The organism is Stenotrophomonas sp. YJH_SMC_21 (genome assembly GCF_059369555.1).
The window spans coordinates 1-24,582 of record NZ_JCAFSU010000020.1 but is presented as its reverse complement, the minus strand read 5'-3'; the positions used below and the strand labels follow the sequence as shown (position 1 = coordinate 24,582).

Annotated in this window: 21 protein-coding genes and 1 riboswitch; of the genes, 10 read left to right on the top strand and 11 right to left on the bottom strand. The window is 66.6% G+C overall.

Going from position 1 to position 24,582, the window contains the following annotated elements:
* Nucleotides 1–69: 69 nt before the first annotated feature.
* Both AC5P67_RS18605 and AC5P67_RS18600 read right to left on the bottom strand, forming a co-directional pair.
* A complete protein-coding gene (locus tag AC5P67_RS18605) occupies nucleotides 70–360 on the bottom strand; it encodes a hypothetical protein (protein WP_005410634.1) in 291 nt (96 codons plus the stop codon).
* A 14-nt stretch (nucleotides 361–374) separates the two neighbouring features.
* Nucleotides 375–914 (bottom strand): hypothetical protein, encoded by a 540-nt coding sequence (locus AC5P67_RS18600; protein ID WP_495215069.1) that lies wholly within the window; start codon nucleotides 912–914, stop codon nucleotides 375–377.
* Between the two features lie 140 nt (nucleotides 915–1,054).
* Between AC5P67_RS18600 and AC5P67_RS18595 the strand changes: the two genes are divergently transcribed.
* Nucleotides 1,055–1,795, top strand: a complete 741-nt coding sequence (locus AC5P67_RS18595) for an alpha/beta fold hydrolase (protein WP_005414175.1) — start codon at nucleotides 1,055–1,057, stop codon at nucleotides 1,793–1,795.
* Between the two features lie 9 nt (nucleotides 1,796–1,804).
* On the opposite strand, the gene AC5P67_RS18590 is transcribed toward AC5P67_RS18595, so the two are convergent.
* Both AC5P67_RS18590 and AC5P67_RS18585 read right to left on the bottom strand, forming a co-directional pair.
* Complete coding sequence (locus tag AC5P67_RS18590; RefSeq protein WP_133050362.1) at nucleotides 1,805–2,251, bottom strand: hypothetical protein; 447 nt, start codon at nucleotides 2,249–2,251, stop codon at nucleotides 1,805–1,807.
* Nucleotides 2,252–2,273: 22 nt separating this feature from the next.
* Nucleotides 2,274–4,364, bottom strand: coding sequence for a catalase (locus tag AC5P67_RS18585; protein ID WP_005414177.1), 2,091 nt, complete (start codon nucleotides 4,362–4,364; stop codon nucleotides 2,274–2,276).
* Nucleotides 4,365–4,478: 114 nt separating this feature from the next.
* Between AC5P67_RS18585 and AC5P67_RS18580 the strand changes: the two genes are divergently transcribed.
* From AC5P67_RS18580 to AC5P67_RS18570, 3 genes are all read left to right on the top strand, one after another.
* On the top strand, nucleotides 4,479–5,201 hold the full coding sequence (locus AC5P67_RS18580; protein WP_005410629.1) for a helix-turn-helix transcriptional regulator: 723 nt from the start codon (nucleotides 4,479–4,481) through the stop codon (nucleotides 5,199–5,201).
* 82 nt (nucleotides 5,202–5,283) lie between these two features.
* Nucleotides 5,284–6,651 (top strand): amino acid permease, encoded by a 1,368-nt coding sequence (locus AC5P67_RS18575; RefSeq protein ID WP_005410628.1) that lies wholly within the window; start codon nucleotides 5,284–5,286, stop codon nucleotides 6,649–6,651.
* Between the two features lie 103 nt (nucleotides 6,652–6,754).
* The gene (locus AC5P67_RS18570; protein WP_005410627.1) at nucleotides 6,755–7,165 is read left to right on the top strand and encodes a VOC family protein; all 411 of its coding nucleotides are present in this window, start codon (nucleotides 6,755–6,757) and stop codon (nucleotides 7,163–7,165) included.
* A 93-nt stretch (nucleotides 7,166–7,258) separates the two neighbouring features.
* Here the strand turns inward: AC5P67_RS18570 and gcvP are convergent, their stop codons facing one another.
* Nucleotides 7,259–10,126, bottom strand: a complete 2,868-nt coding sequence (gene gcvP, locus AC5P67_RS18565) for an aminomethyl-transferring glycine dehydrogenase (protein ID WP_024956945.1) — start codon at nucleotides 10,124–10,126, stop codon at nucleotides 7,259–7,261.
* A 62-nt stretch (nucleotides 10,127–10,188) separates the two neighbouring features.
* A riboswitch (glycine riboswitch) is annotated at nucleotides 10,189–10,291 on the bottom strand.
* Nucleotides 10,292–10,590: 299 nt separating this feature from the next.
* Here gcvP and AC5P67_RS18560 point away from each other — a divergent pair.
* The 3 genes from AC5P67_RS18560 (at nucleotide 10,591) to AC5P67_RS18550 (ending at nucleotide 13,315) form a co-directional block, all read left to right on the top strand.
* Nucleotides 10,591–11,817, top strand: a complete 1,227-nt coding sequence (locus AC5P67_RS18560) for a multidrug effflux MFS transporter (RefSeq protein WP_024956946.1) — start codon at nucleotides 10,591–10,593, stop codon at nucleotides 11,815–11,817.
* 140 nt (nucleotides 11,818–11,957) lie between these two features.
* Nucleotides 11,958–12,854: a siderophore-interacting protein gene (locus AC5P67_RS18555; RefSeq protein ID WP_088436294.1), complete on the top strand. Its 897-nt coding sequence runs from the start codon at nucleotides 11,958–11,960 to the stop codon at nucleotides 12,852–12,854.
* A gap of 68 nt (nucleotides 12,855–12,922) precedes the next feature.
* Nucleotides 12,923–13,315: a hypothetical protein gene (locus tag AC5P67_RS18550; protein ID WP_005410623.1), complete on the top strand. Its 393-nt coding sequence runs from the start codon at nucleotides 12,923–12,925 to the stop codon at nucleotides 13,313–13,315.
* A 119-nt stretch (nucleotides 13,316–13,434) separates the two neighbouring features.
* Here AC5P67_RS18550 and AC5P67_RS18545 read toward each other — a convergent pair whose 3' ends face one another.
* The 4 genes from AC5P67_RS18545 to AC5P67_RS18530 form a co-directional block, all read right to left on the bottom strand.
* Nucleotides 13,435–15,399 (bottom strand): M2 family metallopeptidase, encoded by a 1,965-nt coding sequence (locus AC5P67_RS18545; protein WP_005410621.1) that lies wholly within the window; start codon nucleotides 15,397–15,399, stop codon nucleotides 13,435–13,437.
* A 642-nt stretch (nucleotides 15,400–16,041) separates the two neighbouring features.
* Nucleotides 16,042–17,691, bottom strand: coding sequence for a phosphoethanolamine transferase (locus tag AC5P67_RS18540; RefSeq protein WP_133050363.1), 1,650 nt, complete (start codon nucleotides 17,689–17,691; stop codon nucleotides 16,042–16,044).
* Nucleotides 17,688–18,440 (bottom strand): phosphatase PAP2 family protein, encoded by a 753-nt coding sequence (locus tag AC5P67_RS18535; RefSeq protein ID WP_495215066.1) that lies wholly within the window; start codon nucleotides 18,438–18,440, stop codon nucleotides 17,688–17,690. The genes AC5P67_RS18540 and AC5P67_RS18535 overlap by 4 nt, the downstream gene beginning before the upstream one ends.
* A gap of 111 nt (nucleotides 18,441–18,551) precedes the next feature.
* Nucleotides 18,552–20,255, bottom strand: coding sequence for an ArnT family glycosyltransferase (locus tag AC5P67_RS18530; protein ID WP_005410618.1), 1,704 nt, complete (start codon nucleotides 20,253–20,255; stop codon nucleotides 18,552–18,554).
* A gap of 131 nt (nucleotides 20,256–20,386) precedes the next feature.
* Here AC5P67_RS18530 and AC5P67_RS18525 point away from each other — a divergent pair, with 131 nt between their 5' ends.
* Both AC5P67_RS18525 and AC5P67_RS18520 read left to right on the top strand, forming a co-directional pair.
* Nucleotides 20,387–21,100: a response regulator transcription factor gene (locus tag AC5P67_RS18525; protein WP_005410617.1), complete on the top strand. Its 714-nt coding sequence runs from the start codon at nucleotides 20,387–20,389 to the stop codon at nucleotides 21,098–21,100.
* The gene (locus AC5P67_RS18520; protein WP_111118569.1) at nucleotides 21,087–22,373 is read left to right on the top strand and encodes a sensor histidine kinase; all 1,287 of its coding nucleotides are present in this window, start codon (nucleotides 21,087–21,089) and stop codon (nucleotides 22,371–22,373) included. The genes AC5P67_RS18525 and AC5P67_RS18520 overlap by 14 nt, the downstream gene beginning before the upstream one ends.
* A gap of 86 nt (nucleotides 22,374–22,459) precedes the next feature.
* On the opposite strand, the gene AC5P67_RS18515 is transcribed toward AC5P67_RS18520, so the two are convergent.
* Nucleotides 22,460–22,849, bottom strand: coding sequence for a VOC family protein (locus AC5P67_RS18515; protein ID WP_062607893.1), 390 nt, complete (start codon nucleotides 22,847–22,849; stop codon nucleotides 22,460–22,462).
* A gap of 127 nt (nucleotides 22,850–22,976) precedes the next feature.
* On the opposite strand from AC5P67_RS18515, the gene AC5P67_RS18510 reads away from it, so the two are divergent.
* Nucleotides 22,977–24,227: a DUF819 family protein gene (locus AC5P67_RS18510; RefSeq protein ID WP_012480981.1), complete on the top strand. Its 1,251-nt coding sequence runs from the start codon at nucleotides 22,977–22,979 to the stop codon at nucleotides 24,225–24,227.
* A gap of 244 nt (nucleotides 24,228–24,471) precedes the next feature.
* Here the strand turns inward: AC5P67_RS18510 and AC5P67_RS18505 are convergent.
* Nucleotides 24,472–24,582, bottom strand: a 111-nt coding sequence (locus AC5P67_RS18505) for an IS3 family transposase (protein WP_495213687.1), incomplete at its 5' end; no start/stop codon positions are given.

Here is a 24,582-nt window from a genome sequence, read left to right as displayed (position 1 = left end):
GGATGACGCTCTGCATGTGATGCCCCGCATGCAGGGCACCGCATGCACGCAACCGGTCGGTGCCGCTGGCTAGCGGCCGCGCGCGGCGCGTTCGATCAGCCAGCCGGCTGCGTACAGCAACAGCAGTGTTGGCGGAACCAGTACTGCATACGCGGTCGACCAGGGTTTGCCGTACAGCAGGCTGCCTGCGCCGATGGCATCGAGTGCAGCAGACTGCAGGGTGATGGGGAGCGACATCAGGATATAGGCCCCCTTCGGGTCCGCATCCGACTGCGCGCCGTGAACCAGCCATGCGGTCAACAGCAGGTAGACCACGCAAAGCGCAAGACCGGTCCAGCTCAGTAATCGCCGCATCTTCATCCGCATGCCTCCGTTCAACGGACGTCGAAGTGAGCCTGCAGAGGCAGGCTCACATTCCGCAGCAGATCCCTGACCACCACCTGCGCAGTCCACGTGCCTTTCGGATCACTGGCCTCGGCCACGAACTTCAGGTGCAGGTTGGTCATGTACAACAGGGTTGGCGGGCCGGGCAGGGCAGCGGTGAAACAGGGAACATCGCGTTCGTCGATGCTGGTACTGCCGTCCGGGCGCAGCATGCGCAGATCGCAGTGCACCTTGGGTACGCGGTTCTCATCCAGTTGCGGGTTGGACAGGAATGTCAGCAGGAACAATTCACCGCCCGGCTGGACTTCGTCGGCCTGGGTAAAACCGGGAGTGGTCTCTGGCGGGGTCTCCCACTTGGCCTGCCAGTCGGCATCGGAGGTGACCAGCAGCGATGCCGCAAAGCCACCGCTGGATTTCATGGCATCGGTCTCCGGCATCGCCTTGCCTGCCCCGTTTATCCAGCCATCGTTGGCGGAACTGTTCAGTGGCAGCATCATGGCCATCATGGCCAGCGCGTAGGTCCATCGCATCAGAGGCTCTCCTTGGCAGCCGCGTCCCGCGGCAGAGCGGGGAGTATCGCTCAACCTTGACCGGCAAAGCAGCAGAAGAGCCGGAGCGGAGGTTCCGCTGCCTGCCGATGTGGGCGATGCTTGCCAGCAAAGGAGGTGACATGGGAATCGGGAGCGAGGAAAAGCCGGGCTGTGATTCAGCATCACCCACGCCGCAGCACGTGCTGATGCTGCCCGGGCTGGATGGCTCCGGCAGGCTGTCGATCCCGTTTCTGTCAGCACTCCAGGCTCATGGGCTGACGACGCAGGCGATTACGCTGCCTGCGCAGGGAGGGCAGGATCACGCCACGCTGGCCCAACGGCTGTGGTCGCAGCTGCCCGGCCATCCCTTCATCCTGCTTGCCGAGTCCTTCTCGGGCCCGTTGGCGGTTGAACTGGCCACGCGACAGCCCGCCGGGCTGCGCGGACTGGTGCTTGCCGCGACCTTTGCGTGTCGGCCGGTGCCATTGCCGGCAGCCAGCGCAGCCCTGCTGACGCCGGCCTGGCCTCTGCCTCCCGTGGCGTTGCTGGCGCGCCTTCTGCTGGGGCGGTGGCGCACCCGCGAGCACCTGTCGATGCTGCGCGATGCGCTGGCCCGGATTCCGGCGGCCACACTGCGGCAACGCGCCGCAGCGACCCTGCGCGTCGACGTACGCGCATTGCTGCCGGCAATCGACGTGCCGACGCTGTGCCTGCACGCGTGCCATGACCGCCTGCTGTGGCCGCCCAGCGTGGCAGAACTGCAGGCCCTTTTGCCGGATGCCCGGCATGTTTCGCTGGAAGGGCCGCATCTGCTGCTGCAGGCACGCGCTGACGCAGCCGCAGCCGAAGTTGCCGCGTGGATGAGGACGCTGTCGCCCTGATCGAAGGACTCAGCCGCGCGCGCGGGTACGCGCGGCCTTCTTCGCCGCCACCTTGCGCACGGTCTTCTTCGCCGCACGTGTCTTCGCCGCCTTCTTCGCTGCAGCACTGCGCGAGGCGGCTGTACCGGCCTTCTTGGCCGCTGTCTTCTTTGCGGTCTTCTTTGTGGCTGTCTTGCGAGCCGGTGCCTTCTTCGCCGCCGTCGTCTTGGTCGTGGCCTTCTTTGTGCCCGACTTCCTGGCAGGCGCCTTCTTGGCAGCCTTCTTGCTGGTCGCCTTCTTCGTACCCTTGCGCGCGCTGCCGCTACGCTTGCCACCACCATCCTGCTTGTTCACGGTCGCCCAGGCAATGCGCTCGGCAGTGCCTTCGCTGGCACCGCGCTCGCGCTCGCTTTCCTCGATGTGCTCGGCCTGGCGCTTCTGTTTATCGGAGTATGCGGATTTGTCACCACGGGGCATGACAGTTCTCCTGTTGTTGTAGTCAGGCCAGCAGGCGCAGCTTGGGTTCGCGCGCCCACTGGCGGGTGGCGGCCGCCGCCAGGAATGCCTTGGCGTCTTCCGCTTCGACGATGCCGGCGTCGTTGCCGACCCTTGCCGCCTTCAGCAGCGTCTGGCCGCCCGCATCGCTGGCGATGGCCTTCAGGTGCGCCCACGCCTGGCTGACGAATTCGATGGCTGCACTCTCTTTCGACAAGGCCTTCGCCGCTTCCGGGCTGAGCACCACGGCTACTGCATCGAACACGGCCGACGGGGTGCCCGCCAGTTGCCCATCCGCCGCCTGCAGCGCGCCATCGCTGAGCGTGGCGCCACCCACTCTGGGGGCGACCAGCTTCACATCCGCACCTGCTTTCCTGGCTGCCTTGCTCAGGCTGGCAATGATCCGGGCATCAGAACCCTCATCGAACAGGATGCCGATGCAGCGCCCTTGCAGGGTGGGTTTGTTGCGACCGATCACCCGCACTTCGGGGGCGGGGGGCATGTCCCGCACTGGGGTAGCGGTCGGCGCCGGGTCGGGCAGTGCAGGCAACGCCAGACCATCGGCCACGCGCTGCGCCAGTGAGTCATCGATGTTGCGCAGGTGACTGACGGTGCGTACCCGCACCTTCAGCGTTTCCACCTTGGACAACTCGAACACCAGCGCCGATGCCAGGTGCGCCTGCTCCGGCTTTTCGAGGCTGCGGAAGAACATGCGGGCCTGGCTGTAGTGGTCGGCGAAACTCTCCGCGCGGGTGCGACCCTTGCGGCCATCGTCGGCGCTGGCATGGCTGCGGAATCCGGCAGGCGTCTCGCGCGGGGTGTCCTCCTGCAGCGAACTGGGATCGTAGGCCACCCGGCCCTTGGGAACCTGCATCTGCATGTGGCCGTCGCGCTGATGATTGGCAAACGGGCACTTGGGCGCATTCACCGGGATCTGGTGGAAGTTCGGGCCGCCCAGGCGCAGCAGCTGGGTGTCCAGGTAGGAGAACAGGCGCCCCTGCAGCAGCGGGTCGTTGCTGAAGTCGATGCCCGGTGGCACGTTGGCCGGGCAGAAAGCCACCTGCTCGGTCTCGGCGAAGAAGTTGTCCGGCCAGCGGTCCAGCACCATGCGTCCGATGACCTGCAACGGCACCAGCGATTCGGGAATGATCTTGGTCGGGTCCAGATGATCGAACGGGAATGCGTCGGCGTCTTCTTCGGTGAACAACTGCACCGCCAGTTCCCATTCCGGGAAGTCGCCGCGCTGGATGGCCTCGAACAGGTCACGGCGATGGAAGTCATTGTCGGCCGACTGCAGCTTCAGCGCTTCGTCCCAGACCGTGGACTGGATACCCAGCTTGGGCCGCCAGTGGAACTTGACGAACGTTGACTCGCCGGCCTCGTTCAGCAGGCGGAAGCTGTGCACACCGAAGCCTTCGATCATCCGCAGCGAACGCGGTATGGCGCGGTCGCTCATCGCCCACATGATCATGTGCATCGATTCGGGCATCAGCGAAATGAAGTCCCAGAACGTGTCATGGGCCGACGCGGCCTGCGGGAAGGCACGGTCCGGTTCCATCTTCACCGCGTGCACCAGGTCCGGGAATTTCATGGCGTCCTGGATGAAGAACACCGGGATGTTGTTGCCGACCAGGTCCCAGTTGCCCTCCCTGGTATAGAACTTCACCGCGAAGCCGCGCACGTCGCGCGGGGTGTCCACCGAACCTGCGCCACCGGCCACGGTCGAGAAGCGGGTGAACACGGGTGTCTTCACGCCAACCTCGGTCAGGATGCGCGCGCGGGTATGCGCCTTCAGTGATCGGGTCAACTCGAAGTAGCCATGCGCAGCGCTGCCGCGGGCGTGCACGATGCGCTCGGGAATGCGCTCATGGTCGAAGTGGGTGATCTTCTCGCGCAGGATGAAGTCCTCCAGCAGCGTAGGCCCCCGAGGTCCCTGGCGCAGGGAGTTCTGGTTGTCTGCCACCGGGATGCCCTGATCGGTGGTCATCGCCGGATGACTGCCCCCGGCCTGCTGGTGCAGTTCATCGCCGTTGCCGCGGTGGTGGTTCTCGGCGTGGGTGGTTGCGCGCTTGCCGGTCGGCTTGCTGGCGGCCATTGACGTTGGCTCCGGATGCTCAAAGAGAACCACGACACTGGAACCGGGCCCGTTAAACCGAGGTCCGGCAAAGGTGAACGTACAGGCAAAAGCAGGCTCGGGTATGCTTGTTCCATGCGAGTCGAGCCCGCCGACATCGAAGCCCTGTTCGACGCCATCCCGGATGTGCTGTTCTTCATCAAGGACCTTCAGGGGCGTTACACCCACGTCAACCAGACCATGCTGCGGCGGCTGGGCCTGCGCGCCCGCAAGGACGTGATCGGGCGTACCGCGGCGGAGATCTACCCGACCGGGCTGAGCGCCGACTACGTGGACCAGGACGCCCGCGTGCTGGCCGGTGAGGTGATCGAGAATCTGATGGAGCTGCACCTGTTCGCCAACCGCGAACCGGGCTGGTGCCTGACCTGCAAGCGTCCGCTGGTGGTCGATGGGGCCATCGAGGGCCTGATCGGCATTTCCCGCGACCTTGGCCAGAAGGACAGCCTGGGTACCCAGTACGAGCAGCTGCGGCTGGCGCTGGCCCACCTCAACGCGCACTACGCCGAGAACGTGCGCATGCAGACCCTGCTGGACATCACCGGCTTTTCGCTGTCCAAGCTGGAGCGCAGCTTCCGCAAGGTGTTCCAGATGACCCCGCAGCAGGTGCTGACCCGGCTGCGGATCCAGATGGCCATGCACCTGCTGCACGGTGACGAGAGCATCGCCAGCATCGGCCAGGCCTGCGGTTTCAGCGACCAGAGCGCCTTTACCCGCAAGTTCAAGGCTGAAACCGGTTTCTCGCCGCGTGCCTACCGTGCCCGTATTGGTGGCAGTGTCGGAGAGCCGGCACTGGCCTGAGCCGCCTGCTGCGCTGTGCCTATCCCCGCGGGCATGGGACAGGGTAAGGTGTCGCCCCTGTAGCCCGCCGCCAGCCCTGCCGATGCCCAACTCGATTCCGACCGCTTCGCCGTCCCGCCTCGGACATTCGCTCAAGCCCCGCCAGCTGATCATGATGGGCCTGGGCAGCGCCATCGGCGCCGGCCTGTTCCTCGGCTCGGGCGTGGGTGTGCAGGCGGCCGGTCCGGCGGTCCTGGTGTCGTATCTGGTCGCCGGCGCGCTGGTGATCATCGTGATGAACGCTCTGGGCGAAATGGCGGCGGCCAAACCGACCAGTGGCGCGTTCTCGGTCTATGCCGCCGATGCCATGGGCGCCACCGCCGGTGCCACCGTCGGCTGGTTGTGGTGGGTGCAGCTGGTGATCGTGATCGCCGCCGAGGCGGTGGGAGCGGCCGGGCTGCTGGCCACGGTCTGGCCAGCAGTACCTGTACCGATGGCGGCGCTGGCCTTCATGCTGTTCTTCACCGCGATCAACCTGCTCGGGGTGAAGAACTTCGGCGAGTTCGAATTCTGGTTCGCCATCCTCAAGGTGGCGGCGATCCTGGCCTTCATCGCCATCGGCGTGGCGCTGCTGATGGGCTGGCTGCCGCAGGTGACCTCGCCGGGCCTGAGCAACTTCACCGAGCATGGTGGCTTCGCGCCGAAGGGCCTGGCGGGTATTGGCGCTGCACTGCTGGTTGTCGTTTTTGCCTTCGGTGGCACCGAGATCGTGGCCGTTGCGGCGGCGGAGACCGAAGATCCGGAGCGCAGCATCGCCCGTGCCATCCGCACCGTGGCGTGGCGCATCCTGGTGTTCTACATCGGCTCGCTGAGCGTGATCATCGCCGTCGTGCCGTGGACCAGCGAAGCGTTGAAGTCGCCGTTCGCCGCCGTGCTGGACATTGCCCGTATTCCGGGCGCCGGCACCGCCATCACCCTGATCGCGGTGATCGCGCTGCTGTCGGCACTCAATGCCAACCTCTACGGCGCCTCGCGCATGATGTATTCACTGGCGCAGCGCCGCGAAGCCCCGGCCGTGCTGGGCTGGACCGATCCGCGCCAGGTGCCGGTGATTGCCGTGCTGGCCAGCGTGCTGTTCGGTTTCGCCGCCACGGTGATGGAACTGCTGTTCCCGGACCGGGTGCTGCCGGTGCTGCTGAACATCGTCGGTTCCACCTGCCTGCTGGTGTGGACGCTGTCGCTGGTCTCGCAACTGGTGTTGCGCCGCCGCGCGGATCGCCTGGGTACCCGGCTGCCGTTCCGCATGGCGGGCTTCCCGTGGCTGACCTGCTGCGCGCTGGCGATCCTGGCGCTGATCTTCGGCCTGCTGCTGAGCGAGTCGCACACCCGCCTGCAGTTCCTGTCGATGGTGGCGCTGACCGCCACGATCGCCGCCGGCAGCGCCATCGCACGGCGCATGCGCGAGGCGTGACTGAAGCTGCCGGCCAGCGGCCGGCACTACCACGGGGGCTGCACATCTGCCGTGCCATCCTGATCGTGTGGGCCGTCATCGGCCCGTCGACCGGGAGTACCGCATGCTGCGCAGTCGCCCCTTCCTGATGTTTACCGGCCAGGCCGAGGCCGCGCTGGCCCTGTACGCCGAGGCCTTCGCCGATTTCCGCCTGCTGGCAATGCAGCGCCATCCGGACGGCGCCGGTGCCGGCGTGCCCGGGCAGGTCCGACAGGCCATCTTCCTGCTCGGTGGCACCCACTACCTGTGCTTTGACAGCCTGGACGTGCACGATTTCACCTTCAGCCCGTCGATCTCGCTGTTCGTCGAGTGCTCCGGCGCCGAGCAGTTCGAGCGCGCCGCGCGCGTGCTGGGCGAGGGCGGCCACTGGCTGATGCCGGTGGGCGACTATGACTTCAGCAACCGCTACGGCTGGGTGCAGGATCGCTTCGGCGTGTCGTGGCAGTTGAGCCTGGGGCAGATGCCGGACCCGTGATCGGGATTACCGTGGATGTGGACCCTGGTCCACCCGCCCTCATGAAAACGGCCCGCTTGCGCGGGCCGTTCTCTTTACCGATACCGCGAGGAATCAAGCCTCGACTTCATCATCCTTGTAGGCATCGACCGGGATGCAGGCACACATCACGTTTTTGTCGCCGTACACGTTGTCGACGCGTGCCACCGGCGGCCAGTACTTGCTCTGCTTCAGGCTGGCCAGCGGGAAGGCAGCCAGTTCGCGCGGGTAGGCGTGGGTCCACTCGCTGGCGGTCACCGCGGTGGCGGTGTGCGGCGCGTTCTTCAGCGGGTTGTCCTCGCGGTCCAGGCGGCCGTCTTCGATCGCGGTGATCTCCTCGCGGATCTGGATCATCGCGTCGATGAAGCGGTCCAGCTCGTGCAGCGATTCGCTCTCGGTCGGTTCGACCATCAGCGTGCCGGCCACCGGGAAGCTCAGGGTCGGGGCGTGGAAGCCGAAGTCGATCAGGCGCTTGGCGACGTCCTCGGCGCCGATGCCGCTGGTCTTCTCCAGCGGGCGTACGTCGAGGATGCACTCGTGTGCCACCAGGCCGTTGCGGCCGGTGTACAGGGTCTTGAAGTGCGGGGCCAGGCGCTTGGCGATGTAGTTGGCGTTGAGCTGCGCGACCTGGGTGGCCTTGCGCAGGCCTTCGCGGCCCATCATCGCGATGTACATCCAGCTGATCGGCAGGATCGAGGCGCTGCCGAAGCTGGCGGCGCTGACCATGCCGACCGGGCCGTTGTCACCCAGCTTGCCCGGCAGGAACGGGGCCAGGTGCTCCTTGACCGCGCACGGGCCGACGCCCGGGCCGCCGCCGCCGTGCGGGATGCAGAAGGTCTTGTGCAGGTTCAGGTGCGAAACGTCCGAACCCCATTTGCCGGGCTTGGCCACGCCGACCAGGGCGTTCATGTTGGCGCCGTCGGTGTACACCTGGCCGCCGTGCTGGTGGATGATCTCGCAGATCTCGACCACCTCTTCCTCGAACACGCCGTGCGTGGACGGGTAGGTCATCATGATCGCGGCCAGGCGGTCGCTGTACTTCTCGGCGTTGAGGCGGATGTCTTCCACATCGACGTTGCCGTTGGCATCGGTCTTGGTGACCACCACCTTCATGCCGCACATCTGCGCCGAGGCCGGGTTGGTGCCGTGCGCCGAATCCGGGATCAGGCAGATGTCGCGGTGGCCTTCGCCGCGCGAGCGGTGGTAGGCGCGGATCGCCAGCAGGCCGGCGTACTCGCCCTGTGCGCCGGAGTTCGGCTGCAGGCTGACCGCGTCGTAGCCGGTGCATTCGACCAGCATCGCTTCCAGCGTGTCGATCAGTTCCTTGTAGCCCAGCGCCTGGTCGGCCGGCACCAGCGGGTGGATCTGCGAGAACTCCGGCCAGGTCACCGGGATCATCTCGGCGGTGGCGTTGAGCTTCATGGTGCACGAACCCAGCGGGATCATCGTGCGGTCCATCGCCAGGTCCTTGTCGGCCAGCGAACGCAGGTAACGCAGCAGTTCGTGCTCGCTGTGGTGGGTGTTGAACACCGGGTGGGTCAGGAACGCGGACTGGCGCAGCAGGCCGGCCGGCAGCGCGTCGGCGGTGCTGGCATCCAGCGCGTCGACGTCCAGCGAGGCACCGAACACCGCAGCCACGGCGACGATGTCGGCGCGGGTGGTGGTCTCGTCCAGACTGATGCCGACCGAGTCGCTGTCGATCGCGCGCAGGTTGTAACCGGCGGCGCGTGCCTTGGCATGGATTTCATCGGCATGCACGCCGGTGACGTGCAGGGTGTCGAAGAAGTCGCCACCGACCTGCACGCCGGCATTGCGCAGCGCTGCGGCCAGGATCGAGGCCAGTCGATGGGTGCGGCGGGCAATGCGGGTCAGGCCTTCCGGGCCGTGGTAAACGGCGTACATCGAGGCCATCACCGCCAGCAGCACCTGCGCGGTACAGATGTTGGAGGTGGCCTTCTCGCGGCGGATGTGCTGTTCGCGGGTCTGCAGGGTCAGGCGGTAGGCCGGGTTGCCCTGGGCATCGATCGAAACGCCGATCAGGCGGCCTGGCATCGAGCGCTTGTAGGCGTCACGGCAGGCCATGAAGGCGGCGTGCGGGCCACCGAAGCCGAACGGCACGCCGAAACGCTGGCTGTTGCCGACCACGATGTCCGCGCCCCATTCGCCCGGGGCAGCCAGCAGGGTCAGGGCCAGCAGGTCGGTGGCCACGGCCACCAGGCCGCCGCGTGCGTGCACGGCATCGACCAGCGCCTTGTAGTCGCCGACCTGGCCGAAGGTGTCCGGATACTGCAGCAGCAGGCCGAAGGCTTCTGCTTCCAGCGCTTCGGCCGGGGTGCCGACGCGCAGCACGATGCCCATGGGCTCGGCGCGGGTACGCAGCAGTTCCAGGGTCTGCGGGTGCACGGCGTCGTGCACGAAGAAGGTGTCCGACTTCGACTTGGCCGAACGCTTGGCCAGGGTCATCGCTTCGGCGGCGGCGGTGGCTTCGTCCAGCAGCGAGGCGTTGGCGATTTCCATGCCGGTCAGGTCGGCGCACAGGGTCTGGAAGTTGATCAGCGCTTCCATGCGGCCCTGCGAGATTTCCGCCTGGTACGGGGTGTAGGCGGTGTACCACGCCGGGTTTTCCAGGATGTTGCGCAGGATCACGTTCGGCGTGTGGGTACCGTAGTAACCCTGGCCGATGAAGCTGCGCAGCACGGTGTTCTTGTCGGCGATCGCACGGATCTTCGCCAGTGCCTGCACTTCGGTCATCGACTCCGGCAGTGCCAGCGGTGCCGGCGACTTGATCTTGGCCGGCACGATGGCGTCGGTCATCGCATCCAGCGACGCGTGGCCGACGACGTCGAGCATCTGCGCGATCTCGGCGTCGTTGGGGCCGATGTGGCGCTCGACGAACGCGTTGTGGTGCTCGAGCTCACGCAGGGAAGGGGTGTTCTGGGACATGGCGAAGGATCCGTCAGGAAAGGGCACACGCACGGGCACAAGCCGCCGGTCGGCGGTCTGCGGGGCGCCCCTCTGTCCTTTTGCCTGAGAGTTTAAAAGCGCGGCGGACCGCAGCTTCGTGCCCCTTCGGCGCCGGATCGAACCGGTCTCTCCAGAGTTGTGTTACGGGTGGTATCGGGCCTGAGCGATTACGGGCGTTGCGCCTTCGGCAGCGGTATTCCGCTTCTCCCACCGTGTTGCCCGCCGATTATAGCCCGTTGCGGGCGCGGCGGCCGCCTTCGGTCCTGGAGGCCGCGCCTGAATGGCCGATGGCCCGTCCGTGCGTTTTGTGCACTGCTGCATGGCATCAGGCGCAATCCCCACCTATGATGGGCGGATACCCGAATTCATCTGGCGCCGTCCCTGCTGCAGGGGACCGGCGCCCGCCGTGCGTGCCGCGCATGGCCCTGCCGGACGCCTTTCCCATGACCGCCGCTGTTGCTCCCTCCACCCGCCGCATGGCCCTGCTGCTCGCCGGCCTGGCCATGTTCGGTCCGTTCTCGATCGACACCATCTTCCCGGCGTTCCCGCAGCTGGCCCAGCGCCTGGCTGTGGACGAGGTGGCGGTGCAGCAGACCATCAGCGTGTACCTGCTGTTCTACGGCCTGATGAGCCTTGCGCACGGCCCGCTGTCCGACGCCTGGGGCCGCAAGCGGGTGATTCTCGGTGGCCTGGTGGTGTTCGTCGGCGCTTCGGTCGGCTGCGCGCTGTCCACCGACCTGACCACGCTGCTGGCGTTCCGCGCGCTGCAGGGCCTGTCAGCGGGCGTCGGCATGATCGTCGGCCGCGCGGTGATCCGCGACCTGTACCACGGACACGACGCGCAGCGCCTGATGAGCCAGGTATCGATGCTGTTCGGCATCGCTCCGGCCATCGCACCGATCATCGGCGGCTGGATCCTGCTCAGTGGCGCCGGCTGGCCACTGATTTTCTGGTTCCTGGTGATGTTTGCGCTGCTCCTGCTGGCGGCCACCGCACGCTACCTGCCGGAAACCCATCCGGTGGAGGCACGGGTGCCGTTGTCACCGCGCGTGCTGCTGCGTGATTACGTGCGCATCGGTTTCAACCCGCGGTTCCTGCGCCTGGCGCTGGCCGGCAGCATCGGTTTCGGCGGCATTTTCCTGTACATCTCCTCGGCGCCGGTGTTCGTGATGCAGCACCTGCATCTGGGCGAGGGTGGTTTTGCCTGGCTGTTCATCCCCACCATCGGCGGCATGACCACCGGCTCGTTCCTGTCCGGGCGCATGGCCGGGCACACCACGCCCACCCGCCAGGTGTCCATTGGTTTCGGCCTGTGTGCGCTGTCGGTGCTGCTGAATGTCGGCTACGTGGCGCTGTCGCCGCAGTTCGTGCTGCCGTGGGCGGTGCTGCCGATCTTCCTGGGCGGCATGGGCATGGCATTGATCTTCCCGATCCTGGCGCTGGCGGTGCTGGACATGTACCCGCATCAGCGCGGCCTGGCCTCGTCGCTGCAGGCCTTCGTGCAGCTGATGATCAGCACGGTGGTGGCCGGCGTGGTGTCGCCGCTGCTCAGCGCCAGCCCGCTGCACCTGGCGCTGGGGCAGGCCGCGTTCTTCGCCGCCGGCTTCGTGTTCTGGTACTGGGAACACCAGCGTGAACGCGCGGCACAGGCGGCCTGCACGGGCCATTGAGCAGCGCGCAGGGGTAGGGCCGGCCGCTTTGCCCGCAACGCTTGCGAAGAGGAACGACCGGACTAGGCTGGGCACTCCAGCCAGCCGGTGCGTGGATGCACGACAGCCAGCCAATCCGATGTCGTTGCATGAGGTTCCCCATGGCTGCGCAGCAGACCTACCGCCTGTTCGAGGTGGCGCTGAAGGAGCGCCGCGTTCTTTCCCCTTCCCTGGACCGCATGGTGTTCACCGGTGCCGACGTGGCGCGGATGAAGACCGAAGGCCCTGACCAGCGCATCAAGGTGTTCTTCCCCTTGCCCGGCCAGGAGGTGCCGCAGGTCCCCAGCGGTGAAGACTGGTACCCACGCTACCGGGCCCTGCCGGACGACAAGCGCCCGCCGATGCGTACCTACACCATCCGCCAGTTGCGCGCCGAGCAGGGCGAGGTCGACGTCGATTTCGTCATCCATGGCGAAACCGGCCCCGCCTCGCGCTGGGCCATGCACGCCCGCCCTGGCGACCGCGTGGTGCTGCTGGCCCCGGACGCCGACTGTGCCGGGAGCAGCGAGGGCTGGGAGTGGAAGCCACCGGCCGGTGTCGGCCAGGTGCTGCTGGTGGCCGATGAAACCGCGTTGCCTGCGGTGGCCGGCATCCTCGAGGAGCTGGCGGCCATGGTCGACCCACCGCGCACGCTGGCGCTGCTGGAGGTGGCGCAGGCCGGTGATGCGGTGCACCTGAGGGCGCCCTCCAGCGCCGAGCTGGTCTGGCTGCCGCGCGGGCAGGCCGCCTACGGACAGCGGTTGCTGCAGGCGGTCCAGGCGCGGTTGGCAGCGACCTCGGGCGTGACTGCCGGGGATGCGCTGGAGGAGATCGACGTCGATACGCAGATCCTCTGGGAGCAGGCCGATACCCGGGTGACCGGGCCGCTGTACGCCTGGGTGGCGGGCGAGGCGGGGGCGGTGATGGCGATCCGTCGCCATCTGGTGCGCGACTGCGGGCTGGACCGCCGCGCGATCACCTTCATGGGCTACTGGCGGCACGGCAAAGTGCTGGACTGAGGGGTGTGAAGCGGTGCTGCGGGCGGGGTGCGCTATCCTTGCGCCCCCCTTCGCAGCGGTACCGCACCATGTCCACCAGCTCCAAGACCCGCCGCGACCAGCGCCGTCGCCAGGAAAAGCAGGCCGCCAACAAGGCCGCCGCGCAGGCCTCGCCGGTGGAGCCGCATGCGGAACTGCGCGATGCACAGCGCACCCTGCTGGCCGGTGTCGTGCGCCGCGACGGCGAATGGGTGCTGGGCATGGATGGCCGCATTGCCGGCCACAGCGAAAGCGCCGCACAGGTGCTGGCGCTGATCATGCAGGCCGGTGAGCTGCACGAACGCAATGGCACGCCGGTGCGCCTGATGTACTCCGACGCGCTGCGCGATGCCGCACAGGCCGAAGCCAGGGAGAAGGGCCAGACCTTCGAGGAATTCAAGGCCGAGCTGGCCGCAGCGATGGCCGCGAAGAAGAACAGCTGACCGCTGTTGCGGTAGAGCCGGCCGCTGGCTGGCTGCCAGACGGATTTCCACCGTGCAGTTGCCGGCCGGCGGCCGGCACTACCGGAAAGGGGCGGATCCTTTCGGACCCGCCCCTTTTTTCATTTCGCCGCCGGGGCCGCGTTGGCCTGCCAGCCGCACATCTGGCCTTCGTTCTGCTGCTTCAGCCACTCGTTGACCGGGGTGAAGTACTCGATCATCGGGCCGGCATCGAGCTTGTCGGTACCGGTCAGCTCCTTCAGCGTGGCCTGCCACGGCTGGCTGGCACCCTTGCTCAGCATCGCCCAGTACTTCTGGCCGGCTTCCTTGTTGCCGTAGAAGGTGCACTCATGCAGCGGGCCCTTGTAGCCGGACGCGTCGCACAGGCCCTTGTAGAACTGGAACTGCAGGATGCGCGCCAGGAAGTAGCGGGTGTACGGAGTGTTGCCCGGCACGTGGTACTTCGCGCCCGGATCGAAGAACTCTTCGCCACGGGTGCTGGCCGGCGCCACGCCCTGGTACTTGGCCTTCAGGTCCCACCACGCCTTGTTGTAGTTGTCGGCAGTGATCGAGCCATCGAACACGCCCCAGCGCCAGCGGTCGATCATCAGCCCGAACGGCAGGAACGACACGCCTGACAGCGCCATGCGCATCTGGTTGTTGATGACCGCCTCGCGGCTTTCGGTCGGCGCATCGACCAGGCCGATCGAGCTGAGGTACTTGGGCGTCATCGCCAGCACGATGGTGTCGCCGATCGCTTCATGGAAGCCATCGTTGGCACCGCCCTGGAACAGCGGCGGCAGCGGGTTGTAGGCCAGGTCGTAATAGATGTGGCCCAGCTCATGGTAGATGGTGGTGAAGTTCTCTTCGTTCGGCTTGATGCACATCTTGGTGCGCACGTCGCCTTCCATGTTCATGTCCCAGGCACTGGCGTGGCAGACCACGTCGCGGTCGTCAGGCTTGATGAACTGGGTCTTTTCCCAGTAGGACTGCGGCAGCGACGGCATGCCCAGCGACACGTAGAAGTCCTGCGCGCGCTCGGTCATCTGCTTGGCGGTACGCAGTTCGGCCTCGCGCTGCGCCTTGTACTGCGCGGCCACGTTGGCATCCTTGCCGGCCTTGGCCAGCGCCGCGCTCAGGTTGGTCTGGTACTGCTTTTCCAGCGCCGCGGTGATGTCCAGGCTGCCGGCGCCCGGGTACGGTTCCAGCTGGTCCCACAGGTTCGACCAGTCCTGCTGCCACATGTTGCCCAGCAGGTGCGCGGCGATCAGGCCATTGCCTACTTCGGCCTTGTCCTTGCCATAGGTCTTGTCCAGCTTGCCGCGCGCGTAGCAGTGCAGCTGCTCGTACATCGGCTTGACCTGTTCCCACAGGCGGTCGGTTTCCGGGCCGATCTGCTCCGGCGGCATGTCGTAGCCGCTGCGCCACATCTGGCCGGCATCGGTGAAGCCCATGCCCTTGGCGCCTTCGTTCACCAGGCCGACGAACTTCTGGTAGTCGCCGCGCATGCTCTTGGTGGTGCTGTGCCAGCCCTGCCAGGCGTCAAGCTGCTTGTCGTAGTCGCGGCTGCGCGCCAGTACCTGTTCCAGCTCGCCCAGCTGGCGGCAGGAGTTCGGATCGTTGGCGTCGGTGCAGTACTTGCCAGCGCCGTAGCTGCCTTCCATGCGGGTGGCGATCTGGGTCAGCTCGGCCAGCTTGGCCGGATCGCGCGGCGCCGGCATCGAGGACATCAGTTTCAGCAGGTGGATCGCGCGCTTGCTGTCCTCGCTCATCGGCTTGCCATCGAACTTGGCGGCCTGCTCGATCCAGCTGTTGAGCTGGGTCAGCGAGCGCTCGTTGGCCTTGGCCGCGATGCGTTCGGAATCACTGTTGATGTAGGTGGAAGACAGCCACTGCGCCGAGGTCATCTCCGGGTAGGCGGCCTTGAATTCGGCATTGATGCGGGCCACGAACTGGTCGGCGGTTTCGCCGGCCGGGGCGCTGCTGCTGGCGGTATCGGTGCCTGGGGCAGCTTCCTTCTTGCAGGCGGCCAGGGCCAGCGTGGCGGCGGCGATTGCCGAGGCCAGCAGGAGATGACGGTGTTTCACGGGCGGTCCTTGGGTGGTGAACGACGGCCGAAGGCTAGTGGGCAGTGGCTGCGACCGCAAGTGGCGGAAGTCGGTAGGGTTCGGCAGGGCTGCGCCCTGCACCCGCAGAAGCAACGGCAACGGCCAAAGCAACAGCAGAAGCGGGCTATCCGTGGGATGGCGGGGCGGTGTGGGCTTGCAGGACACGCCGTAAACCCATCCATGGGGGCTCGATGGCGCCATCCATGGCGCCAACGGTCCTGCAAGCCCACACCGCCCCACCTCTGACAGATCGCGGCGGCCGTTGGTGGGTGTCGACCTTGGTCGACACATCTGTCAGGTATCGAAAATCAAAATGGGGTCGGATCCGTTTTCCTCAGGAAAACGGATCCGACCCCAAGGTCGTTCCAACAGATCGCGGAAATCTGTCGAAGGCGGGGTGGGTCCGGTTGCGGGGGCGTGAGCCGCATGGATGCGGCGACCGAGCTTACATGGACGTACTTGCAGCGTCCCCCGCAACCGGACCCACCCCGCCAATCCACGGAATGCCAGCTTTTGCTTTTGCTTTTGCTTTTGCTGTTGCTGTTGCTGTTGCTGTCGAGGCTGCCGGCCAGCGGCCGGCACTACCGCAGGTGCAGGGCTGCAAGCCCTGCCGAACAACCCTCAACCTTCGCAGTTGGCGAACAGGTCGCGATCGCGCTCGTACAGCGAGGTCTTCACCTGCATCAGGCCCAGCACCGACGGGAACAGGTTGTCGTGGTCGGTATACGCCGCCGAACGCTTGCGCACGCACTGCAGGTCCAACCCACGGCTGCTGGCGAAGCCCGGCGAGAACCACATCGTCATCGGTACGCGGGTCTGCTCGGCCGGAGCGATCGCATACGGCACGCCATGCAGGAACAGGCCCTTCTCGCCCAGCGATTCACCATGGTCGGACAGGTAGATCATCGCCGTGTCGTAATCCTGCATGCCCTGCAGGGTGCCGATGGTCTTGCTCAGGAAATGATCGGTGTACAACACCGCGTTGTCATAGCTGTTGGTGATCTCTTCGCGAGAGCAACGGCCGATGTCACGGGTGTCGCAGGTTGGCTTGAAGCGCGCGAAGGCTGCCGGGTAACGCTCGAAGTAGGCCGGGCCGTGGTTGCCCAGCTGGTGCAGCACCACCACGCGGTCGCCGGGCTTGGCACGCACCTGGGTGGCCAGGTCCTGCAGCAGGATCTCGTCCATGCAGCGGCCATCGGCGCACAGCCCCGGCGTGGTCGCATCGGACAGCGACTGGAACTCCAGCCCTTCGCAGACGCCCTTGCAGCCGGACTGGTTGTCACGCCACAACGGCGCGATGCCGGCGCGGTTCAGCACGTGCAGCAGCGACTGGTGTGCGCGGATCTTCTTTTCATCGTAGTCGTGGCGTCCCCACGGCGAGAACAGGCACGGCAGCGATACTTCGGTGCTGGTGCCGCAGGAGTGCATGTCGGGGAAGTTGATCACCGGTGCCTGGGCCAACTCCGGGGTGGTGCTGCGGCCACCGTTGAGCCCCCAGTTCTGCGCGCGCACGGTTTCGCCCATGACGATCACCAGCAGGCGCGGCTTGCTGACCGGGGCGCGTGGCGTGGCCTTGGCGTCGGTGCCGATCGGCAGCTTCGGCGCGCGCTGCACCGGGTTGTCGCCACGCAGCGCGCGCGGCATACCGAGCAGCACGTTGGCCGGGGTGGCGAGATAGCGTACTTCGCGCTGGTTGCGCATCAGCGCCGAGACATCCTGGAACGAGATCAGCGCACCGCCAACTGCGGTCGTCGCCGCCACGACCAGGAAGCCGAGTCGCCACAGCAGGCTGCGGCCCCAACTGCGTCGGCGCAGCTGCACGCGCCACAGCACCACCATCGGCAGTACGGCCAGCAGCAGCACCGGCCACAGCAGCGATACGGTCATCAGCTCGCGGCTCTCCTTGGGGTCGGTCGCCAGCACGTTGCGCAGCATGTCCGCATCCAGATAGATGTGGTAGCGGCTCATGTAGTGCGCAGCGAACGCCGTCACCAGCAGCAACAGGCTGATTACCACTTTGGCATTCCAGCGCCAGACCAGGATGCCCAGCAGCACGCCGTGCGCACCCAGCAGCAACAGCAGCAGCGAAAGCGCGTAACGCAGGCTGCCCGGATGGCTCGCCATCGCGCTGTGCCAGAACAGGCCGTTGCCGGCCACCGCGAAGAACAGGCTGGTCAGCGCGATCAGTGCTTCCGTGGAGAGCTGCGGCCGCCAGTTGCGAAGACCCGCAAGGGCGGGGAGGCGGGCGGGGCGTTGGACCGATGCACTCATGCGTTTGCCTCCTGGCGGTGGGGACGGTCCAGCTGACGGTGGATCAGAACATACAGGCCCAACGAAAGCAGCCAACATATCAACGCGCTGGCAATGTCATGCGAAAGGAAATGGGCGCCCCGCAACTGCTGGCTGATCCCGAACACCAGGCCGGTGCCGAGGCCGATCCAGAGCCCGGTCCAGCGCCAGGACGGCCGCCACAGCAACGCGAAGAAGTACAGGCAGAGCCACGCATAGCCTGCGCTGGCGTGGCCTGCCGGGAAGCAGGCCTGTGCTGGCATGCCTTCCGGGCGCAGGGTGAACAGACCGATGAAAGGCTGGTGGCCACCGTAGCGCAGCAGGTCCCACGGGCATTCCATCGGCACCAGCGACTTCAGCAGGGAGATCACGCCGGTGCCCAGTGCCATGGCAATCACGACATAAAGCAGCGCCCATTGCAGGGTGCGATCGCGACCCTTACGCCAGTGGTGGAAGCACAGCAGGATCACGACCAGCGCCGCCGCCGTGCTCAACCATTTGCCGGCCTTGTGCACGACGCTGCGGGTGATCCAGGCGTCCTGCAGCGCCCAGTGGCTGCCTTCAAGACGGAACAGGTGATCGGCCACCCATTGATCGCCGCCGAAGTGCATCAGCAGCGTAAACAATGGCAGACCGATTGCGACAGGCAGCCAGAGGTGAGTTACGGCAAATCGAGACGCCAGTGGTGATGTCGCAAGCGGCGCTACCGAATCAAGGGGACGGACGGGCATGCTGGGAAGGGGCGGTTCGGGAATCCGCAGTCATGCTCGTCACCTGGATGTCGGAGAAGGGTCGGATGCTCGTTCGTGCCGGGTTAATGTTCGTCCGGCACGTGTCAACGTTCAGTCTTCTTCGGCGGTCGATCCTGTCCGCTCGGCGTGGCACTCCGGGTTCCATGCGGTACCGGGAAGCAGTTGCCAACGATTCCTGTTGGCAACACCGATGTCGATCACTTTGGCCGGATCCACGCAGGGGCTCATCGCATCGTCCAGCACCAGCAGCCAGCGCTTGTCCGGCGCCTCAGCGAGCCAAGGGCCGGCGTCATGCCATTGCTCTGCCCAGGGCCGCTTGAAGCCGAATTCGCGTACCGGGCGGTCGGCCTGCAGCAGGTTCTGCTCGCGCCAGGCCACCAGCGCCAGTTCGGCATCCGGTCCGATCCGCGCGCCGACCCGGCGCATCAGCGCTGACGCCGATGCATAGGGATCCAGCGCCGGGATCAGTACCAGGCCGTAGAGCATCCACAGCATGCCGTGGGTCAGCAGCACCAGCGTCGCCGCGCGGCGCACCCGCAACCACACGATCAGCGTGGCCAGCGCGATGGCGAAGGTCAGCAGGCCATCGCCCAGCACCGGCAGCAGGGTATCGGGCATGGCGCGGCGTTCCAGCTGGGCCACCGCCCAAGCGTGTTCGGTCAGCAGCATCACGCCCAGCGTGCCAGTGGCCAGCATCAGCACCACGCTGTAGCCGAACAGGTAGCGGCGCACGCACAGGCGGCGCAGCAGGCCGGGCAGCAGCGGCGCCACCGCCAGTGCCATCGCCGGCAGCATCGGCAACAGATACACCTCGCGCTTGCCCGGGCTGGCGCTGAAGAACACCAGTACCAGCACGGCCCAGCCCAGCAGCAGCCACTGGCGGCGGTCGCCACGGCGGATACGGCGCCACCAGGGCTTGAACAGCATCGGCAGCAGCAGGCTGCCCGGCAGCCACAGGGTAAGGATCACCTGCAGGTAATACCAGGCGGGCTGCCGGTGGTGCCACGCATTGGCATAACGGGTGCCGGTCTGCTTGAACAGCAGCTCGTGCGCATAAGCCTGCAGTTCGGCACTGGGCGTGTGCAGCAGGGCCCAGCCCAGCGGCGCCAGCCACACCCCGACACCCAGCAGGAAGGCCGGGATCAGCCAGAGCAGGGTTGCCGGATGCGGACCTTCCACCGTGCGTCCGCGGCGGCGCTGGTACAGCCACCAGCCGAACCAGGGCAGCACCATCAGCAGCGGCAGGAACCCCACGCCCTTGGTCACCGTGCCGACGCCTGCGGCGAAGCCGGCCAGCCACAGGGCGGGCAGGTTGCGGCGTTCACACAGATGACGCATCAGGCCCCAGAGGGCCACGGTGGTCATGCCCACCAGCACCATGTCGATCTGCGCACGCTTGGCCATCAGCCCGAACTGCAGGGTGCAGAACAGCGCAGCGAGGGCGTAGATGGAATGTCGTGGCGACCACAGCCGCCGCGCCAGGTCCGACACCAGCCACAGGCTGAGCAGGGCGCCCAGCAACGACGGCAGCAGGAAGGACCACTGCCAGCTGCCGACGATCTCGTAGGCGGCGGCCTGCAGCCACATGAAGACGGGTGGCTTCTCCGCATACAGTTCCACGCCACGGTGCGGCAGCAGCCATTGCCCGCTCTCGACCATGGTCCGGGCCGCCAGCACGAAGCGCGGCTCGTCCGGCGGCTGCGGCTGCCGAAGGCCGATCCCCGCTGCCAGCGCAGCAATGATCAGCAGCCACAACAGGGGCAGGCGCCAACGGCGGGGCAGGGCTACGGGCACGGCAGGCTCCGGGAGCAAAACGGCCATTCTGAGGTGGCAGGGGTGGGAAAAGCGTCAGAGCGGCGCCGGGGCGACCGCATTCCGACATGTGCGGCGCTACCATGGTACGAACTTCCGTGGATGTTTCGTGCATGCGTCTGTTGGTGATCGAGGACAACCGCCAGCTGGTGGCCAACCTGTTCGACTATTTCGAGTCGCGCGGGCACGTGCTCGACGTGGCGCCGGATGGCATCACCGGACTGCACCTGGCCGGGAGCCATCCGTATGACGCCGTCATCCTGGACTGGATGCTGCCGCGCATGGAGGGCCCGGAGGTGCTGCGCCGGCTGCGCGCCGAGCATGCATCGGAAGTGCCGGTGATCATGCTGACCGCGCGTGACGAGCTGCCGGACAAGATTGCCGGCTTCCGCGCCGGTGCCGACGACTACCTGACCAAGCCGTTCGCACTCCCGGAGCTGGAGGTGCGGCTGGAAGCGCTGCTGCTGCGTGCGCAGGGCCGCAACCCGCGCAAGCGCCTGCAGGTGGGCGATCTGGTGCTGGATCTGGCCACCCTGGAAGCCCAGCGCGGCACCCAGGTGCTGCACCTGTACCCGGCCTGCCGCAAGCTGCTGGAAGTGCTCATGCGCGCCAGCCCCGGCGCGGTGACCCGCCAGCAGCTGGAATTCGCTCTGTGGGGCGACGAACCACCGGATGGCGACCTGCTGCGTTCGCATGTCTACGAGCTGCGCCGCAGTGTGGACGGACCGTTCGCCGAGAAGCTGATCCATACCCTGCCGCGGGTGGGTTACCGCTTGGCCGTGACCACGCCCAGCGATGCCGGCAAGGATGATGATGAAGGCGAGTAAGCCGGGGCCGTTGTACCGGCGCGTGGTGTGGTGGTTGCTGGGCTATCTGGCGCTGCTGTCGATCGCGGTGTTCAGCGTCGGCAACTACGTGCATGAACATGCGGAGCACGCTGCCTGGCGCGCGCTGCTCAATTCCGAACTGGACAGCATCGTCGAGCACACCGAGCACGAGCCGCACTATCGCTGGCAGGACTCGGACACGCTCAGCCTGTTCCGCTTCGATGAAGGCAACATGCCGGAAAGCGTGCGCCTGCTGCACCCGGGGCTGCATGACGGGGTGCCAATCAACGGGCGGCAGACTGCGGTGATGGTGCGTGACACCGGCTCGATGGGGCGGGTGGCGCTGGCGCTGGACATTTCCGACTTCCATGACCTGGAACAGTTCGCCACGCGCTGGGTGATGCTGGCCGGGGTGATCATGATCTTCGTCACCGTGCTGATGGCGTCGTTCGGCATGGAACGCATGGTGCGCCCGTTGAGCCTGCTGGCGCAGCACATCGCCGCGCTGCGGCCGGGCGTCGAGGGCCAGCGCATCGAGGTCGACCCGCGCGGCAGCTCCGAGCTGCACACCATTGCCGATGCACTGAACGACTATCTGGACCGCAACGAGCAGTTTGTCGAACGCGAGCGGGTGTTCATCAGCACCGCCAGCCACGAGCTGCGTACGCCGATTGCGGTGATGACCGGTGCCGCAGAGCTGGCACTGGAACAGCCGGGCCTGCCCGAGCGCGCGCGCCAGCAGATGCAACGCGTGCTGCGCACCGCGCAGAGCGTGGAGCAGCTGATCGAACTGCTGCTGGTGCTGGCGCGTGACCCGGCGCGCCTGGCCGCGCGCGCCGAGCGCATCGCCCTGGACCAGCTGCTGCCGGAAATCGTCGACGACCATCGCCACCTGCTCGGTGACAAGGACCTGAGCATCGGCATCCAGGCGGCCCCGGTGGATATTGTCGCGCCGCTGGCCGTCGTGCAGGCCGCGATCGGCAACCTGCTGCGCAATGCCATCGAGAACAGCGGGCGTGGCCACATTGAGTTGCGCCTGAGCTCGTCGGCGGTGCTGACCCTGCAGGACCCGGGACATGGCATGAGCCCGGAGGAGATTGCGGCGATCCACGCGCGGATGGCCCGCGGCGAGCGCGCCGACCGTGGCGGCGGCATCGGCCTGGACCTGATCGCCCGGCTCTGCGAGCACCTTGGCTGGACCCTGCAGCTGCAGCCCTGCGAGCCGCGTGGCACGCGCGCCACGCTCGATTTCAGCGCTTCACGTCCGGCCTGAACCGGCCGTCCTGGTAGATGCCAACCTTGGTTGGCATGCTGCCCGTCGACCAAGGTCGACGCCTGCCCACGCAATGTCCGTTCGCATTACCGGCCGTTCGGCCGCGCCACGTGCTGGTCGATCAGGATCACATTGCCGTCGGGATCGGCCAACTGCAGGTAGCCGGTGCCCCGCCCATGAGGGTCGATACGCACCGTCAGTTCAATGCCCTTCGCATCCAGTTCCGCCTGCAGTTCACGCACATCCTGGAAGTGGGGCAGTTCCTGCTTGTGCTGGTCCCAGCCCGGGTTGAAGGTGAGCAGGTTGCCCTCGAACATGCCCTGGAACAGGCCGATGATGACGCCGTTGTTGCGCATCACCAGCCAGTTCTGCGCCGGCTCGCCGCCGGTCACCGAGAAGCCCAGTGCTTCGTAGAAGCTGCGGGAGGCCGCCAGGTCCCTGACCGAGAGGCTGACGGAGAAGGCGCCGAGCTGCATGGGAGTGGCTCCGGGAAAGGGCAGCCGGCACTGCAGCATGACCCGGCGTGAAGACAATGTTAATCTCGGCGTGCGCCGCTTCATGCGGCGCTTTTTTTTCCCGCTCTTTCGATCGACAGAGGATCCCATGCCGACCGAACCCGCTACTGCCCTGATCAGCAACGACATCGTTGGCCTGGGCCTGATTGCCGCCACCCTGGCCCTGATCTTCTGGGCCGCCAGTGGCCCGACCCCGTTGTTGAAGAAGATCTTCGCCTGGGTGCCGGCGCTGCTGCTGTGCTACTTCGTCCCCGCCATCTACAACACCGCCGGTGTCATCGACGGCCACAACACCTCGCTGTACAACCCGGTCGCGCGTGACGTGCTGCTGCCGGCCGCGCTGGTCCTGCTGACCCTGTCGATCGACCTCAAGGGTATTGCCAAGCTCGGCCCGAAACTGCTGATCGTGTTCTGCGCCGGTACCGCCGGCATCATGCTCGGCGCCATCGTCTCGTTCCAGCTGATGAAGCTGATCCACCCCGAAACCGTGGCCGGTGATACCTGGGCCGGCATGGCGGCGCTGGCCGGCAGCTGGATCGGCGGCGGCGCCAACATGGTGGCCATGCGTGAAGTGTTCGGCACCGATGCCACCACCTTCGGCCAGTTCGCGGTGGTCGACGTGGCCTGCGCCAGCCTGTGGATGGCCATCCTGCTGTTCCTGGCCAACCGCGCGCAGCAGATCGATACCCGCAACGGTGCCGATACCCGTGCCATCGACGAGATGAAGGCGCGTATCAGCGCCTACGAGGCGCAGAACGCGCGCATTCCCAGCATGACCGACCTGATGGTGATCGTCGGCGTGGCACTGGGCGGCGTCGGCCTGGCCCATGCCATCGCCGCGCCGCTGGCGGGCTGGTTCAAGACCAATGTCAGCTGGGCTAGCCAGTTCAGCCTGGACAGCCAGTTCGTGTGGGTGATCCTGCTGTCGACAGCGATGGGCCTGGGCCTGAGCTTCACTCGTGCGCGCCGGCTGGAAGCCGCAGGCGCTTCGCGGCTGGGCACGGTGTTCCTGTACTTCCTGATCGCCTGCATCGGCATGCAGATGAACCTGCTGTCGCTGCTGGACCGGCCGTGGCTGTTCCTGCTCGGCGCGATCTGGATGGCCACGCATGTGCTGGTGCTGTGGGTGGTGGCCAAGCTGCTGCGCGCGCCGCTGTTCTTCTTCGCGATCGGTTCGCAGGGCAACATCGGCGCAGCCGCTTCGGCCCCCGTGGTGGCTGCGGCGTTCCATCCGACGCTGGCTCCGGTGGGCGTGCTGCTGGGCACGGTGGGCTACGCCACCGGCACCGGGCTGGCCTATGTCACTGGCCTGATCCTGAAGTGGATGGCCAACGGCTGAGTCCGGGCCGCCCCGGCGTCATGCTTGTGTAGATCCACGCCATGCGTGGATGCACTTCATGGGCCTCCATGAACATGGAAGGGGTCAGATCCGTTTCCCGGAGGAAACGGATCTGACCCCTGATGCATCTCGCCGTCACCGGAAATCTGTCGAAGGTGGGGTGGTGTCGGATGGCGGGGTGTCCGCGGCATGGATGCCGCGGCCAAGCCCCCAGGGTGAAGTGACCCCCGAGACTTGGACGGGATCAGGCGGCCGATTGGGCCCGCTCCCGGTACTCTACCGGGCTCAGACCTTTCAGTTTCGGTTTGATGCGCTCCTGGTTGTAGTACTGGATGTATTCCACCAGCCCAGCCTC

Bases quoted from the DNA above. Each gene is read 5' to 3' on its own strand.
- AC5P67_RS18605 (WP_005410634.1), bottom strand. From the start codon at position 360: ATGAAGATGCGGCGATTACTGAGCTGGACCGGTCTTGCGCTTTGCGTG.
- AC5P67_RS18600 (WP_495215069.1), bottom strand. From the start codon at position 914: ATGCGATGGACCTACGCGCTGGCCATGATGGCCATGATGCTGCCACTG.
- AC5P67_RS18595 (WP_005414175.1), top strand. From the start codon at position 1,055: ATGGGAATCGGGAGCGAGGAAAAGCCGGGCTGTGATTCAGCATCACCC.
- AC5P67_RS18590 (WP_133050362.1), bottom strand. From the start codon at position 2,251: ATGCCCCGTGGTGACAAATCCGCATACTCCGATAAACAGAAGCGCCAG.
- AC5P67_RS18585 (WP_005414177.1), bottom strand. From the start codon at position 4,364: ATGGCCGCCAGCAAGCCGACCGGCAAGCGCGCAACCACCCACGCCGAG.
- AC5P67_RS18580 (WP_005410629.1), top strand. From the start codon at position 4,479: ATGCGAGTCGAGCCCGCCGACATCGAAGCCCTGTTCGACGCCATCCCG.
- AC5P67_RS18575 (WP_005410628.1), top strand. From the start codon at position 5,284: ATGCCCAACTCGATTCCGACCGCTTCGCCGTCCCGCCTCGGACATTCG.
- AC5P67_RS18570 (WP_005410627.1), top strand. From the start codon at position 6,755: ATGCTGCGCAGTCGCCCCTTCCTGATGTTTACCGGCCAGGCCGAGGCC.
- gcvP (WP_024956945.1), bottom strand. From the start codon at position 10,126: ATGTCCCAGAACACCCCTTCCCTGCGTGAGCTCGAGCACCACAACGCG.
- AC5P67_RS18560 (WP_024956946.1), top strand. From the start codon at position 10,591: ATGACCGCCGCTGTTGCTCCCTCCACCCGCCGCATGGCCCTGCTGCTC.
- AC5P67_RS18555 (WP_088436294.1), top strand. From the start codon at position 11,958: ATGGCTGCGCAGCAGACCTACCGCCTGTTCGAGGTGGCGCTGAAGGAG.
- AC5P67_RS18550 (WP_005410623.1), top strand. From the start codon at position 12,923: ATGTCCACCAGCTCCAAGACCCGCCGCGACCAGCGCCGTCGCCAGGAA.
- AC5P67_RS18540 (WP_133050363.1), bottom strand. From the start codon at position 17,691: ATGAGTGCATCGGTCCAACGCCCCGCCCGCCTCCCCGCCCTTGCGGGT.
- AC5P67_RS18535 (WP_495215066.1), bottom strand. From the start codon at position 18,440: ATGCCCGTCCGTCCCCTTGATTCGGTAGCGCCGCTTGCGACATCACCA.
- AC5P67_RS18525 (WP_005410617.1), top strand. From the start codon at position 20,387: ATGCGTCTGTTGGTGATCGAGGACAACCGCCAGCTGGTGGCCAACCTG.
- AC5P67_RS18520 (WP_111118569.1), top strand. From the start codon at position 21,087: ATGAAGGCGAGTAAGCCGGGGCCGTTGTACCGGCGCGTGGTGTGGTGG.
- AC5P67_RS18515 (WP_062607893.1), bottom strand. From the start codon at position 22,849: ATGCAGCTCGGCGCCTTCTCCGTCAGCCTCTCGGTCAGGGACCTGGCG.
- AC5P67_RS18510 (WP_012480981.1), top strand. From the start codon at position 22,977: ATGCCGACCGAACCCGCTACTGCCCTGATCAGCAACGACATCGTTGGC.